The sequence below is a fragment of the Pseudescherichia sp. AS216 genome (assembly GCF_037152055.1).
Lineage (GTDB): Bacteria > Pseudomonadota > Gammaproteobacteria > Enterobacterales > Enterobacteriaceae > Pseudescherichia.
Genome location: NZ_JBBCMV010000002.1, coordinates 125939 through 139972 on the forward strand (window position 1 = coordinate 125939; position 14034 = coordinate 139972).

Sequence of the window (14034 nt, forward strand, 5' to 3'; positions counted from 1 at the left end):
ATCATTTCTAATAAGCATAATTGTAATGGTTGACGATAAAAGCGTATGACCAACCAATTAGTGCCACCACGTCATACCTTGCAGGGTCAGGGCCGCCAAAACGGCATAGCGTAGCCCCTTGCCAAGGCATAAAAAAAAGATAACCGGCCCCCACGCAATGCGCATCCATCCCGCAAGCAGGCACAGCAGATCACCGATAACAGGCATCCAGCTCAATAATAGCGTGGCTGCGCCATAACGTTTCAAATAGTGTTGGGCTTTTTCCTGCCAGCGTGATGTTTTACGCAGCGGAAAGAAACGTCCAAGGATAACGTTAGTCACCCCTCCAAGGCTATTACCCATTGTTGCTATTAAGATAATGAGCCAGGGCTGGCTGACGCCAGAGATTAACAGGGCAACCAGCAGCACTTCTGAACTGCCTGGCAGAAGCGTGGCGCTGAGAAAGCTGCTGGTAAAAAGGGAAAGGAGTGACAGCGCATCGCTCACAGCGTACGCACGTCCACGGCATCCATTCCTGCCCGCCGCGCCGCCTCCAGACCAAAGTCAGCGTCTTCAAACACTACGCATTTGGTCGGGTCGACCCCCATTAGCTCGGCACAGAGCAGGAAGGTGTCGGGTGCAGGCTTGTGGTGCTCAACGTCATCGGCGGCAACCACCGCGGTAAAATAGTGGCGCAGATTAAGGTGAGTGAGCAGCGCTTCGGCAATGGCGCGCTCGCTGCCGGTGCCTACCGCCATAGGACGACGACCGTGCCACGCTTTCACCACCTCAATCAGCGGCAGCGGCTCTACGGTGTCCAGCAGCATCGCCTTCACCGCCTCGGTTTTTTCACGCGCCAGGGCGTAAGGATCGAGATCGCCGTGGTTCCACTCAATGACCGCTTGCGCAATACGCCAGGTCGGCGAGCCGTTGAGCGCGACAATAGCCTGCTCATCAAAGCGCATGCCGTAGTGCGCCAGCACGTCGTGCCAGGCTTTACGATGGGTAGGTTCGGTATCAAGGATGGTGCCATCCATATCGAAAATCAGACCGTCATAACGTTCGTACATCGCGTTCTCACACTGCGGATAACAGAACATTACTTTAACGTAAACAGGGCGTTTTGTCGCTGATGGCGATAGAGAGTTAGGGTGTAAAACAGGAAGTTAAATTTGGAGAAAAAAATGATGTACTTAGAGGGGAAAATCAGAGAATTGCTTTTTATCTTAGAAAAGATGGTGCATCCAGGAGGATTACTCGGCTGCGCCTCGCCCTACGGGCCGTTGCTTACGCAACGTTATCCTCCCTGGTGCTAGCGATAATTTCGCAGACCTTGAAACAGCAGCCTGGCTGTTATCTCGGAGAATATGGTGCATCCAGGAGGATTCGAACCTCCGACCGCTCGGTTCGTAGCCGAGTACTCTATCCAGCTGAGCTATGGATGCATTAAGGTGGTGCTTTGTTTCAAGAAGATGGTGCATCCAGGAGGATTCGAACCTCCGACCGCTCGGTTCGTAGCCGAGTACTCTATCCAGCTGAGCTATGGATGCATCAGGGTACTGCTTTACAACTTTTTCAATGTCGCTCAACGTGCCGCAACACTGCACAATATGGTGCATCCAGGAGGATTCGAACCTCCGACCGCTCGGTTCGTAGCCGAGTACTCTATCCAGCTGAGCTATGGATGCAAATGGCGGTGAGGCGGGGATTCGAACCCCGGATGCAGCTTTTGACCGCATACTCCCTTAGCAGGGGAGCGCCTTCAGCCTCTCGGCCACCTCACCAACACGCCTCTTGCGAGTGCTTCGAAGAACTTGTTTCCGCTCTTCGTCGCTGCGTTGGCGCACATATTACTTTCTGGGACTTATAAGTCAAACAATTTTTCCCAGCCCTGATTCGTTTGCACACTTCGCAAACAATTTGCGCTGAAAAGGATCAAAAAGAGTGTTTTATCAGCACAATCCTTGACGTAACGCAGCATAAAGAAAGCGAGCCGAGAAATGAAAATGTCATGCAAAAGGGGCAGAATAGGAGGAAAGCGTGAAAAAAAGCGGGCTGGCAAGAGCTGCGTCTCGCCAGAAAGCGAGACGCGATGATATCAGTAGCTGGACTGTTGTGATTTTTCAGCCTGGATACGCTGGTAGATCTCTTCACGATGAACAGATACTTCTTTAGGGGCGTTCACACCAATTCGCACCTGGTTGCCCTTAACCCCTAAAACTGTCACGGTGACCTCGTCCCCAATCATGAGGGTTTCACCAACTCGACGAGTCAGAATCAGCATTCTTTGCTCCTTGAAAGATTAAAAGAGTCGGGTCTCTTGTATCCCGGCATTATCCATCATATAACGCCAAAAAGTAAGCGATGACAAACACGTAAAGTGTAAGCAGTCACGGCATCACATTCTGTTAAACGTAAGTTTAGCCGATATACACAACTTCAACCTGACTTTATCGTTATCAACAGCGTAGTGGCAAGTACGCCATAACCCGAAGGCTATGGCGTCTGCATTCGCTTTATTTGTTATTACAGTTTTGCGCTTACCCAGCCTTTAACGCTGGCTAACGCCGCAGGAAGCGCGGCTGCGTCGGTACCGCCGGCCTGCGCCATATCTGGACGGCCACCGCCTTTACCACCCACCTGCTGGGCAACCATACCAATCAGCTCCCCTGCTTTCACGCGGTCGGTCACCTCTTTCGAGACCCCCGCAATCAGAGAAACCTTACCCTCTGCTACCGTGGCAAGAACGATTACCGCGGAACCCAGCTGGTTCTTCAGATCGTCAACCATAGTACGCAGCATCTTCGGCTCGACGCCCGCTAGCTCGCTCACCAGCAGCTTCACGCCGTTAATCTCTTCAGCCTTATCGGAGAGGTTTGCGCTCTCCTGCGCCGCCTGCTGCGCTTTCAGCTGCTGCAGCTCTTTCTCTAGCTGGCGAGTTTTATCGAGAACGGAGCGCACTTTCTCGCCCAGGTTCTGACTGTCACCCTTCAGCAGCTGAGCAATGTCCTGCAGCTGCTCGCTCTGCGCATGGAGGCTGGCAAGCGCATTTTCACCGGTAACGGCTTCAATACGACGAACGCCTGCCGCCGTGCCGGATTCCGACACGATGCGGAACAGCCCGATATCACCGGTGCGGGAGGCGTGGGTGCCGCCGCACAGCTCGGTAGAGAAGTCGCCCATGCTCAGAACGCGTACGCGCTCGTCATACTTCTCGCCAAACAGCGCCATCGCACCTTTGGCTCGCGCGTCTTCGAGGTCCATAATCTGGGTTTCAATCGGCAGGTTACGACGAATCTGGGCGTTAACCAGATCTTCTACCGCGCGGATCTCCGCAGGCTTCATGGCTTCAAAGTGGGAGAAGTCAAAGCGCAGCACCTTGTCGTTCACCAGCGAGCCTTTCTGTGCCACGTGGGTGCCCAGCACGTCGCGCAGCGCGGCGTGCATCAGGTGCGTTGCAGAGTGGTTCAGACGGATACGCTCGCGGCGGGCTTCATCCACCTCGGCCTTAACGCCGTCGCCCACTTTCAGGGAGCCGGATGCCAGCTTGCCCTGATGACCTATAGCCTGGCCATATTTCTGGGTATCGGTCACGGTAAAGGTGAAGCCATTGCCTTTCAGCTCGCCCTTGTCGCCCACCTGGCCGCCGGATTCCGCGTAGAACGGCGTTGCGTCAAGAATGACCACCGCCTCCTGCCCTGCGCTAATCGTGTTGACGGACTGGCCCTCAACAAACAGCGCGGTGACCTTGCTGGTCAGCTCCAGGCTGTCGTAACCTTTAAATTCAGATGCGCCCTCAACGCGGATCATGGCGTTGTAGTCTGCGCCAAAGCCGCTGGATTCACGGGCGCGGTTGCGCTGCGCTTCCATCGCGACCTTAAAGCCCTCTTCGTCGACTTTAATATCGCGCTCGCGACAGACGTCGGCGGTGAGATCCATTGGGAAGCCGTAGGTGTCATACAGACGGAAGACGGTTTCACCGTCCAGCGTATCGCCGGTCAGCTTCGCCAGCTCTTCGTCGAGCAGCGCCAGGCCACGCTCCAGCGTGCGGGCAAACTGCTCTTCTTCAGTTTTCAGCGTCTGCTCAACCTGCGCCTGCTGGCTCTTCAGCTCTTCACCTGCCGCACCCATCACGTCGATCAGCGGGGCAACCAGCTTGTAGAAGAAGGTCTCTTTCGCGCCGAGCATGTTGCCATGACGGACCGCGCGACGAATGATACGGCGCAGCACGTAGCCACGGCTCTCGTTCGACGGCAGCACGCCATCGGCGAGCAGGAACGCACAGGAGCGGATGTGGTCGGCAATGACGCGCAGGGATTTGTTGTTCAGATCGGTTGCGCCGGTCACTTTCGCAACGGCAGCGATCAGATCGCGGAACAGGTCGATCTCATAGTTCGAGTTAACGTGCTGCAGCACTGCCGCAATACGCTCCAGGCCCATACCGGTGTCCACGGACGGCTTCGGCAGCGGCTCCATGGTGCCATCGGCCTGGCGGTTGAACTGCATAAAGACGATGTTCCAGATCTCAATGTAGCGATCGCCGTCTTCGTCCGGGCTGCCCGGAGGACCGCCGGCGATATGCGCGCCGTGGTCGAAGAAGATCTCGGTACAGGGGCCGCACGGACCGGTGTCGCCCATCTGCCAGAAGTTATCAGAAGCGTAGGCAGCGCCTTTGTTATCACCAATGCGGATGATACGCTCGCGCGGGATGCCAACCTCTTTTTCCCAGATTTCGTAAGCTTCGTCGTCGGTTTCGTAGACGGTTACCCACAGGCGATCTTTCGGCAGGTTGAACCAGTTTTCACCGGTCAGCAGTTCCCATGCGTACTGGATAGCATCGTGTTTGAAATAGTCGCCAAAGCTGAAGTTACCCAGCATTTCAAAGAAGGTGTGATGGCGCGCGGTGTAACCGACGTTTTCCAGATCGTTGTGTTTACCGCCCGCACGCACGCAGCGCTGCGAGGTGGTTGCGCGGGAATAATTACGCTTGTCGAGACCAAGGAAAACATCCTTGAACTGGTTCATCCCGGCGTTAGTAAACAGCAGAGTTGGATCGTTGTTGGGTACCAGGGAGCTGCTTGCAACAACCTGATGACCTTTACTATGGAAAAAATCGAGAAACGCCTGACGGATCTCAGCGGTGCTCTTGCTCATAATTATCCTGAAATCAAGCTAACGAAATGTCGCAGCTGGCGTTTCTCCCTGTTACAGGCGAGGACCAGCTACTGGAAAAAGTGGGAATAAGATAAGTTTTCTTGACTGCGAAGTAAAATCCCGTATGCAGCCAGGACGTAAAATTTCACCAAAGTTCTTTAATATCCTCCATCAGGAATCCCCGATAGAGTAAAAAACGCTGTACTTTCACCTTCTCAGCAAAGACCGCTGGCAGCGGATCGCCATATTTGCGCTGCGCCTGCTCGCGGGCAATCTCAATCCAGTCGATGTCGCTTTCGCGCATCGCCTCCTCTCCCGTTTCCCGGTCAATTCCCTTCTGGGTCAGCTCCTGGCGGATACGTGCCGGACCATAGCCTTTACGGCTGCGGCTGGCGATAAACTGGCGGGCAAAACGGGCATCGTCAAGATAGCGGTTTTCATAGCACCAGTTCACCACGTTATTGATATCGTCTTCGGTGGCATCTACCGGCTCCGGTCCGGTTTTGGTCATCACCGGGGCGGTCAGCTTGCGGCGGAACTCCTGTTCGCTGTGGTCGCGCATGCCGAGAATGCGCATGGCGCGATCGAGCAAGCGGGAATAGGCGGAGCGGCGGGGCGAGGTATCTGTCATGGCACACCTGCTGGATAGATAAATAGCAAAAAGGGCTGCATCGGCAGCCCTTGTTCGTTACGTCAGATTATTAAAAATCTTCGTTGGTCTCTTTCGCATTGACGTCGTTGTCGTCAACCGTAAAGTCCGGTTTGGTGTCCGGGTTCGTGAGCAGAATTTCACGGATCTTCGTTTCGATCTCTTTCGCGGTAGCCGGGTTCTCTTTCAGCCAGGTGGTCGCATTCGCTTTACCCTGACCGATCTTCTCACCGTTGTAGCTATACCATGCGCCCGCTTTTTCGATCAGCTTCTCTTTCACGCCCAGGTCAACCAGCTCGCCGTAGAAGTTGATACCTTCGCCGTAGAGGATCTGGAACTCAGCCTGTTTGAACGGCGCAGCGATCTTGTTTTTCACCACTTTCACGCGGGTTTCGCTCCCGACCACGTTATCGCCCTCTTTCACCGCGCCGATACGGCGGATGTCGAGACGCACGGAGGCGTAGAATTTCAGCGCGTTACCGCCGGTGGTGGTTTCCGGGTTACCGAACATCACACCAATCTTCATACGGATCTGGTTGATGAAGATCAGCAGGGTGTTGGACTGCTTCAGGTTACCCGCCAGCTTACGCATCGCCTGGCTCATCATACGTGCCGCGAGGCCCATGTGAGAGTCGCCGATCTCGCCTTCGATCTCGGCTTTCGGCGTCAGTGCCGCAACGGAGTCAACCACCAGCACGTCAACCGCGCCGGAGCGCGCCAGCGCGTCACAGATCTCAAGCGCCTGCTCACCGGTATCCGGCTGAGAGCAGAGCAGGTTGTCGATATCAACGCCCAGCTTGCGCGCGTACACAGGGTCAAGCGCGTGCTCTGCATCGATAAAGGCACAGGTTTTACCCTGACGCTGTGCAGCAGCGATAACCTGCAGTGTCAGAGTCGTTTTACCTGAGGACTCCGGCCCGTAGATCTCTACGATACGGCCCATTGGCAGGCCGCCCGCACCGAGGGCGATGTCCAGCGAAAGCGAACCCGTGGAGATCGTTTCTACGTCCATAGTACGGTCTTCACCCAGGCGCATGATGGAGCCTTTACCGAATTGCTTTTCGATCTGGCCCAGTGCTGCCGCCAACGCTTTCTGTTTGTTTTCGTCGATAGCCATTATTACTCCTGTCATGCCGGGTAAAGCAGGTGATGCTCGCCGGGGATTACTGTTTTGTTGCGCTCATTATACTGTATACGCATACAGTATCAAGCTCTTTGTAGAAAATGTTGCCACAGGGTTTGCAGGGCATAAACGGTGGCCTGACGGCGCACGCTTTCACGGTCACCGGCGAAGCATTCCCGCCGCGTGATCCCCTCTCCCGCCGCGCTGGCGAAGCCAAACCAGACCGTGCCGACCGGCTTGCTTTCGCTGCCACCGTCCGGGCCCGCGATACCGCTAATAGAGACGGCATAGGTCGCGCGGGCGGCCTTAATCGCACCGATCGCCATCTCAACGACCACTGGCTCGCTGACCGCCCCGTGCTGGGCTAACGTCTCGGGTTTTACGCCGATCATCTGCGCCTTGGCTTCATTAGAATAGGTGACAAAACCCCGTTCAAACCAGGCAGAGCTGCCGGCGATATCGGTAATGGCTTTGGCTACCCAGCCGCCGGTACAGGACTCAGCCGTGGTCACGGTCGCGCCGCGCGCCTTTAGCGCCAGGCCTACGCGCTCGCTGAGCTGCATCAATTCACTGTCAGTCATAACCGCTCCGTAAACGGCTGAAATGAGAGAGATAAGATAGCACTTTCTCTCTTAATATGGGGGCGAAGGCAGGATTTTACGAGGGCGATTCAGAAAAAAGGCCAGCGTGCGCTGGCCCTGGATCCTGAGTAAGCGCTACTGTACGCGGGCCAGTGATACCGCCTGGCCCAGCTGCCAGACCGCCATCGCGTAGTGGGTACTCGCGTTATAGCGGGTGATGGTGTAGAAGTTCGGCAGGCCGTACCAGTATTCGTACCCGGTGCCGACGTCGAGGCGCAGCAGACTCACCTGCTGATGGTTACCCACCGGCTGCTGCGGCGTCAGGCCAGCGGCCGCCAGCTGCGAGACGCTGTATTTGGTTTTAAAGCCGTTTGCCAGCCCCGGTGCCTGGCCGTTAGCCGGAATAGCAACCGGATCGCCCTTCACCCAGCCATTGGCTTTAAAGTAGTTCGCTACGCTGCCAATGGCGTCAACCGGATCCCACAGGTTAATGTGACCGTCGCCGTTAAAGTCGACCGCCAGCTTTTTATAGGATGAGGGCATAAACTGACCGTAGCCCATCGCCCCGGCAAAGGAGCCTTTCAGCTCCAGCGGATCGTCCTGCTCGTCACGGGCCATCAGCAGGAAGGTCTCCAGTTCGCTGGAGAAGTACTCGGCTCGGCGCGGGTAGTTAAATGACAGGGTCGCCAGCGCGTCGAGAATACGCGTTTTACCCATCACGCGGCCCCAGCGGGTCTCAACCCCGATAATGCCCACGATAATCTCCGGCGGCACGCCGTAGACCTGCCAGGCGCGGTTGAGGGCGTCTTCATACTGGTTCCAGAACGCGACACCGTTCTGCACGTTGTCCGGGGTAATAAACTGCTTCTTGTAGCGCAGCCATGCGCCGTTCGGACCAACCGGGGCTGGGCCAGTAGGCGCCTGGCGATCCATCAGGCGCAGGACGTAATCAAGACGCTTCGCCTGGGATAAAATTTCACGCAGCTGCTGGGGATCGAAACCATGCTTACTGACCATTTTATTTATGAACTGCTCTGCCGCCGGGTTATTGGCAAAGTCACCGCCTGACATGATGACATCATGCTGGGGTTGAAGCAGGAAGCCGCCGGATGGCGTACCGGTGGTAGCCGGAGGCGCTTCAGGCGTTTTGGGTTTGCTGCTGCAGGCAGAGAGCAAAACAAGCGCGGGAAGAAGAGTGATATAACGACGCTTAAACATGGGTTGTCCCTAATACAAAATCGACCTGAGAGAATCATGGTAAATCATCTGGCTGGCCTTTCAAGCCCAGCCGCTTCGCCAGCCGGTGCAGGTTGGCAACGTCCATCTCCAGCGCCCTGGCACAGGCGGCCCAGCTCTGGTGATGCTGCGCCAGCGCCTGGCGGATAGTCTGGCGCTGAAAATCCTCCGTCGCCTCGCGCAGGTTTCTGCCCGGTACGGAGGGTGCGGCGTCCGGTATCTGCGGCAGAGGCGCGTCGGCAAAGGCAAAATGCTGCGCCTCCAGCGTGACGTCCTCCCCTGCCCGTGCGGCACGGGCCAGCACTACGGCACGGTGGATGGCGTGCTCAAGCTCGCGCACGTTGCCCGGCCAGCCATACTGTAGCAGCTGCGAACGCGCTCCGCTGCTTAATAGCACCTGTGCGAGGCCAAAGCGCTGTCGGCACTGCTCGCAGAAGTACCCCGCCAGCAGCACCACGTCCTCACCGCGCTCGCGCAGCGGCGGCACCGCCAGCGGAAAGACGCTCAGGCGGTGGAAGAGATCGGCGCGAAAGCGTCCGGCCAGCACCTCTTCCCGCAGATCGCGGTTGGTAGCCGCCAGCACCCGGACGTCTACCCGCAGGCTGCGATCGTCCCCGACGCGCTGAATATCGCCATACTGCAACACGCGCAGCAGCTTAGCCTGGAGCGCCAGCGACAGCTCGCCAATCTCATCAAGGAACAGCGTGCCGTTATCCGCCATCTCAAACTTGCCGCTGCGGTTGCTGATCGCACCGGTAAACGCCCCTTTGACGTGACCAAACAGCTCGCTCTCCGCCACGCTCTCCGGCAGCGCCGCGCAGTTAAGATAGACCAGCGGCTGGTCTGCACGCGGAGAGCCTTCATGAATGGCTTTCGCCACCAGCTCTTTGCCGGTGCCGGTCTCGCCGCTAATCAGCACGTTCAAATCCGAGGCGGCAACAATATCGATCTCTTTTTTCAGCTGCGTCATGCCCGGCGACAGGCCGATCATCCGGGTGGTGGTCACCGGCTCGAAGATCGCAGGCGCGCCCGGGAGCATATTCTGGCTCTCCAGCTGCTCAATCAGCAGGGCGTTATTGAGTGCCCCCGCCGCCAGAGCGGCAATCAGCCGTAGCTCCTCATCGCTGAAGTTATCGAAGCGATCTGGCGACATGCCGTCAAGGGTCAGGGCACCAATCAGATGCTGCCCGGCAAACAACGGCAGGCCGATGCAGGCGTGCACTTTCAGCTCCTCCTGGCCCGGAATAAGTCCGTCATAGGGATCGGGCAGATCGCTGTCGGCCGGGAAACGCACCACGTCCCCTGCCCTGGCGATGGCCTCCAGCCGGGGGTGCCCTTCAAGGGTAAAACGCCGCCCCAGCACGTCTGGCGCGAGGCCGTCGATAGCTAAGGGAATAAACTCCCGCGCGCTGTAGCGCAGCAGCGCCGAGGCGTCGCAGCCTAAGACCTGACGCAGGGTGGCGATCAGCCGCTGAAAGCGATCCTGATGGCCGATGCCGCTTTGTAACTCAATGGCGATCCCGGCTAATACCTCAACTGAAAAACTCATCGTTACCTCGCTGTCACTTTGACAATACATAGTGTCATATTGACAATAGTGATGATAGTCAAAGTGACTACCCATCTGGAGTTATCTCATTAATAAATCATTTAATTTCAGCTAGTTAAAAAGTTGGCATGCAACTTGATATAGACAAAGCATCTGAGTCAAACATGCTGAATTGAAATTGAGGTTGCTATGTCTATTCTGGTTAAAAATAACATTCATTGGGTTGGTCAACGTGACTGGGAAGTTCGCGATTTCCATGGGACCGAATATAAAACGCTGCGCGGCAGCAGCTATAACAGCTATCTCATTCGCGAAGGCAAAAACGTGCTGATCGATACCGTCGATCATAAATTCAGCCGCGAGTTCGTGCAGAACCTGCGCAGCGAGATCGACCTTAACGCTATTGATTACATCATTATTAACCATGCCGAAGAGGACCACGCGGGTGCGCTGACCGAGCTGATGTCCCACATCCCGAATACGCCGATCTACTGCACTACCAACGCCATCGACTCTATTAACGGTCACCATCACCATCCGGAGTGGAACTTCCATACCGTGAAGACCGGCGATAGCTTAGATATCGGCAACGGCAAACAGCTGATCTTTGTTGAAACCCCAATGCTGCACTGGCCGGACAGCATGATGACCTACATGACCGGTGACGCGGTGCTGTTCAGCAACGACGCCTTCGGTCAGCACTACTGCGATGAACGCCTGTTTAATGATGAAGTCGATCAGAACGAGCTGTTTGAGCAGTGCCAGCGCTACTACGCCAATATCCTGACCCCATTCAGCCGCCTGGTGACACCAAAAATCACCGAGATCCTCGGCTTCAACCTGCCGGTGGATATGATTGCGACCTCTCACGGCGTGGTCTGGCGTGAAAACCCGACCCAAATCGTTGAGCTGTATCTGAAGTGGGCGGCGGACTATCAGGAGGATCGCATCACTCTCTTCTACGACACCATGTCCAATAACACCCGCATGATGGCAGACGCCATTGCCCAGGGGATCAACGAAGTCGACCCCAACGTGGCGGTAAAAATCTTCAACGTGGCGCGCAGCGATAAGAACGAGGTATTAACCAACGTCTTCCGCTCCAAAGGCGTGCTGGTGGGAACCTCCACCATGAACAACGTGATGATGCCGAAAATTGCCGGTCTGGTAGAGGAGATGACCGGCCTGCGCTTCCGCAACAAACGCGCCAGCGCCTTTGGCTCCCACGGCTGGAGCGGCGGCGCGGTAGACCGCCTCTCTACGCGTCTTCAGGATGCCGGTTTTGAGATGTCCCTGAGCCTGAAGGCGAAATGGCGTCCGGACATTGATGCCCTTGAAATTTGCCGTCAGCACGGCCGCGATATTGCACGTCAGTGGGCACTTACTCCATTACCTGTCGCTGCACCCGCATCCTTCAAGACGCCGGACGCCAGCTCCTGTGCAACCGCTGCCGATCTGGGGCCGAGCATGCAGTGCAGCGTCTGCCAGTGGATCTACGATCCGGCTAAAGGCGAGCCGATGCAGGAGGTCGCTCCTGGGACGCCGTGGTGCGACGTGCCGGACAACTTCCTCTGTCCGGAGTGCTCCCTGGGTAAAGAGGTCTTTGATGAGCTGGCTACGGAGGTTAAATGAACCACGGTATCGTGATTATTGGCTCGGGCTTTGCCGCCCGCCAGCTGGTGAAAAATATCCGCAAGCTTGATGCGAACGTACCGCTGAAGCTGATTGCAGCCGATAGCATCGATGAATACAACAAGCCGGACTTAAGCCACGTTATCAGCCAGAGCCAGCGTGCAGACGACCTCACCCGCCAGACGGCGGGGGAGTTTGCCGAACAGTTTAACCTGCGGCTATTTCCCTGGACCTGGGTGACCGATATTGACGCCGCCGCGCACGTGGTGAAAGCGGGTCAACAATCCTGGCAGTACGATAAGCTGGTGCTGGCGACAGGTGCATCCGCCTTTGTGCCGCCGGTTGAGGGGCGCGAGCTGATGCTTACTCTCAACAGCCAGCGGGAGTATCGCGCCTGTGAAACCGCGCTTCGCGACGCGCAGCGGGTAATGATTGTCGGCAGTGGTCTGATTGGCACCGAGCTGGCGATGGATTTTTGCCGCGCCGGAAAAGTGGTTACCCTCATTGATCAGGCTGCCAGCATTCTGCCTATGCTGATGCCGCCCGAAGTAAGCGGTCGCTTACAGCACTGCCTGACCGATATGGGCGTGCAGCTGCTGCTGAAGTCGCAGCTGCAACGGCTGGAGAAAACCTCTGACGGTATCCGCGTTCAGCTGGATCGCAGCCGCAGCGTGGAGGTAGATGCCGTGGTGGCTGCCACCGGTCTGCGGGCGGAAACCGCGCTGGCGCAGCGCGCCGGCGCAGAAACGCATCGCGGGGTGAAGGTCGACAGCTACCTGCAAACTACGCAGGCAGATATCTATGCGCTTGGCGACTGTGCGGAGATCAACGGCGACGTGCTGCCGTTTCTCCAGCCGATTCAGCTGAGCGCCATGTACCTGGCGAAAAACCTGCTCGGTGCCCGCGTTCCGCTTAAGCTGCCCGCGATGCTGGTAAAGGTCAAAACCCCTGCGCTGCCCTTACAGCTGGCGGGCGAGACCGGGCGGCGCGATCTGCGCTGGCAGATAGAGACCAGCGCAGCGGGGATGGTCGCTCAGGGGTTTGATGAAGGCGATCAGCTCTGCGCCTTTGCGATTAGCGAGGATCGCATGAAAGAGGCGTTTACTCTGCTGAAGCAGCTCCCACCAGCGAGTCATAACCCCGGACCCGGTAGTTAACAATCGAGGCTAGCCAGCAAAGGATAAAAATCGCCACCACGATAAAACCAGCGTCGCCGAGGTTATCGTTCAGCGTGGCGATGGCGTTCCACACGCCGCCGCTCAGGGCAAATTTATCCGCCAGCAGCCCCAGCGCTTCCAGCCCGCCGATAAACAGCGCCACCACCACTGACGTACCGGTGATGGTCATGTTGTAGTAGAGCTTGCGCTGGGGTTTAGCGAAGGCCCAGCCGTAGGCGTTGACCATCAGCAGGTTATCCAACGAATCCACCAGCGCCATGCCGCTGGCAAACAGCGCCGGGAAGACCATAATCGACCAGATAGAGATACCGTTAGAGGCGCTGGCGGCAGAGATCCCCAGCACGCCAATCTCCGTTGCGGTATCGAAGCCCAGGCCAAAGAGAAAGCCCACCAGATACATGTGCCAGCTCCTGCCCACCAGGCGAAAGGCAGCGCTAAACAGCCAGTGCATCACCCCACCCGGCGTGGCGCTTTCGGCCTCCACCGGCTTACCCTGCTTCAGAGCCTGGAAGCTGCGCCATACGCCGCGCAAAATCACCAGGTTCACCAGCGCCATTGCCAGCAGAAAGATGGCCGATACCGCCGTGCCAATCATGCCGCCGGTTTCATGAAACCACGCCATCCGGTGCTGAAACGCTGCTGCCGTGGCGGCAATGGCCACAGAGGCGAGCACCACGATGCTGGAGTGCCCCAGCGAGAACCAGGCCCCGACGCCAAACGGGCGTTTGCCCTGCTGCATCATTTTGCGCGTCACGTTATCAATGGCGGCGATGTGATCCGCATCGACCGCGTGGCGCAGCCCATAGCCCCAGGCCAGCAGGCTGGCGGCCATCAGCGCCGGGCTGCTGGCAAAGGCGTGCCACGCCCAGCCCCAGGCCAGCAGATTAGCCATAGTCAGCCCCAGCATCAGCAGCGCCGCGCGCGGCTCACTGCGTAACATTCGCATCAACATT

Annotated in this window: 12 protein-coding genes and 4 tRNA genes; 2 read left to right on the forward strand and 14 right to left on the reverse strand. The window is 57.2% G+C overall.

All coding sequences use genetic code 11. The annotated features are described in order from the left end of the window. Window positions 1-57: 57 nt before the first annotated feature. The 13 genes from WFN61_RS06155 to norR form a co-directional block, all read right to left on the reverse strand. Window positions 58-486, reverse strand: coding sequence for a YqaA family protein (locus WFN61_RS06155; protein WP_144817848.1), 429 nt, complete (start codon window positions 484-486; stop codon window positions 58-60). Continuing rightward, window positions 483-1049 carry a fructose-1-phosphate/6-phosphogluconate phosphatase gene (yqaB, locus tag WFN61_RS06160; protein ID WP_312273333.1) on the reverse strand — a complete coding sequence of 189 codons (567 nt, stop codon included), beginning with the start codon at window positions 1047-1049 and terminating at the stop codon, window positions 483-485. The genes WFN61_RS06155 and yqaB overlap by 4 nt, the downstream gene beginning before the upstream one ends. 298 nt (window positions 1050-1347) lie before the next feature. Next, window positions 1348-1424: transfer RNA gene (locus WFN61_RS06165), tRNA-Arg, on the reverse strand. A 28-nt stretch (window positions 1425-1452) separates the two neighbouring features. Beyond that, a tRNA-Arg gene (locus tag WFN61_RS06170) sits at window positions 1453-1529 on the reverse strand. Between the two features lie 61 nt (window positions 1530-1590). Beyond that, window positions 1591-1667, reverse strand: a tRNA-Arg gene (locus WFN61_RS06175). Window positions 1668-1670: 3 nt separating this feature from the next. Beyond that, a tRNA-Ser gene (locus WFN61_RS06180) sits at window positions 1671-1763 on the reverse strand. A 314-nt stretch (window positions 1764-2077) separates the two neighbouring features. Beyond that, window positions 2078-2263: a carbon storage regulator CsrA gene (gene csrA / locus WFN61_RS06185; RefSeq protein WP_000906486.1), complete on the reverse strand. Its 186-nt coding sequence runs from the start codon at window positions 2261-2263 to the stop codon at window positions 2078-2080. Between the two features lie 242 nt (window positions 2264-2505). Then, on the reverse strand, window positions 2506-5133 hold the full coding sequence (gene alaS / locus WFN61_RS06190) for an alanine--tRNA ligase (RefSeq protein ID WP_312178029.1): 2628 nt from the start codon (window positions 5131-5133) through the stop codon (window positions 2506-2508). 145 nt (window positions 5134-5278) lie between these two features. Continuing rightward, window positions 5279-5764: a recombination regulator RecX gene (gene recX / locus WFN61_RS06195; protein ID WP_144817846.1), complete on the reverse strand. Its 486-nt coding sequence runs from the start codon at window positions 5762-5764 to the stop codon at window positions 5279-5281. Between the two features lie 70 nt (window positions 5765-5834). Further along, window positions 5835-6899, reverse strand: a complete 1065-nt coding sequence (gene recA, locus WFN61_RS06200) for a recombinase RecA (RefSeq protein ID WP_144817845.1) — start codon at window positions 6897-6899, stop codon at window positions 5835-5837. Window positions 6900-6988: 89 nt separating this feature from the next. Then, window positions 6989-7486 (reverse strand): nicotinamide-nucleotide amidase, encoded by a 498-nt coding sequence (pncC, locus tag WFN61_RS06205; RefSeq protein WP_312282978.1) that lies wholly within the window; start codon window positions 7484-7486, stop codon window positions 6989-6991. 135 nt (window positions 7487-7621) lie between these two features. Next, entirely contained in the window at window positions 7622-8704 is a 1083-nt protein-coding gene (gene mltB, locus WFN61_RS06210) for a lytic murein transglycosylase B (RefSeq protein WP_042387649.1), read from the reverse strand. Between the two features lie 34 nt (window positions 8705-8738). Next, window positions 8739-10271, reverse strand: a complete 1533-nt coding sequence (gene norR, locus WFN61_RS06215) for a nitric oxide reductase transcriptional regulator NorR (protein WP_337038289.1) — start codon at window positions 10269-10271, stop codon at window positions 8739-8741. Window positions 10272-10460: 189 nt separating this feature from the next. Between norR and norV the strand changes: the two genes are divergently transcribed. Together norV and norW are read left to right on the forward strand one after the other, a co-directional pair. Beyond that, a complete protein-coding gene (gene norV / locus WFN61_RS06220; protein ID WP_257758352.1) occupies window positions 10461-11903 on the forward strand; it encodes an anaerobic nitric oxide reductase flavorubredoxin in 1443 nt (480 codons plus the stop codon). Continuing rightward, entirely contained in the window at window positions 11900-13060 is a 1161-nt protein-coding gene (norW, locus tag WFN61_RS06225; protein ID WP_337038291.1) for an NADH:flavorubredoxin reductase NorW, read from the forward strand. Before norV ends, norW begins: the two co-directional genes overlap by 4 nt. On the opposite strand, the gene WFN61_RS06230 is transcribed toward norW, so the two are convergent. Beyond that, window positions 13005-14033, reverse strand: a complete 1029-nt coding sequence (locus WFN61_RS06230) for a HoxN/HupN/NixA family nickel/cobalt transporter (protein ID WP_312273149.1) — start codon at window positions 14031-14033, stop codon at window positions 13005-13007. The genes norW and WFN61_RS06230 overlap by 56 nt on opposite strands. Window position 14034 lies beyond the last annotated feature (1 nt).

Excerpts from the sequence above, each read along its gene's own strand:
- yqaB (WP_312273333.1), bottom strand. The coding sequence starts at position 1,049 with ATGTACGAACGTTATGACGGTCTGATTTTCGATATGGATGGCACCATC.
- csrA (WP_000906486.1), bottom strand. The coding sequence starts at position 2,263 with ATGCTGATTCTGACTCGTCGAGTTGGTGAAACCCTCATGATTGGGGAC.
- alaS (WP_312178029.1), bottom strand. The coding sequence starts at position 5,133 with ATGAGCAAGAGCACCGCTGAGATCCGTCAGGCGTTTCTCGATTTTTTC.
- recX (WP_144817846.1), bottom strand. The coding sequence starts at position 5,764 with ATGACAGATACCTCGCCCCGCCGCTCCGCCTATTCCCGCTTGCTCGAT.
- recA (WP_144817845.1), bottom strand. The coding sequence starts at position 6,899 with ATGGCTATCGACGAAAACAAACAGAAAGCGTTGGCGGCAGCACTGGGC.
- pncC (WP_312282978.1), bottom strand. The coding sequence starts at position 7,486 with ATGACTGACAGTGAATTGATGCAGCTCAGCGAGCGCGTAGGCCTGGCG.
- mltB (WP_042387649.1), bottom strand. The coding sequence starts at position 8,704 with ATGTTTAAGCGTCGTTATATCACTCTTCTTCCCGCGCTTGTTTTGCTC.
- norR (WP_337038289.1), bottom strand. The coding sequence starts at position 10,271 with ATGAGTTTTTCAGTTGAGGTATTAGCCGGGATCGCCATTGAGTTACAA.
- norV (WP_257758352.1), top strand. The coding sequence starts at position 10,461 with ATGTCTATTCTGGTTAAAAATAACATTCATTGGGTTGGTCAACGTGAC.
- norW (WP_337038291.1), top strand. The coding sequence starts at position 11,900 with ATGAACCACGGTATCGTGATTATTGGCTCGGGCTTTGCCGCCCGCCAG.
- WFN61_RS06230 (WP_312273149.1), bottom strand. The coding sequence starts at position 14,033 with ATGTTGATGCGAATGTTACGCAGTGAGCCGCGCGCGGCGCTGCTGATG.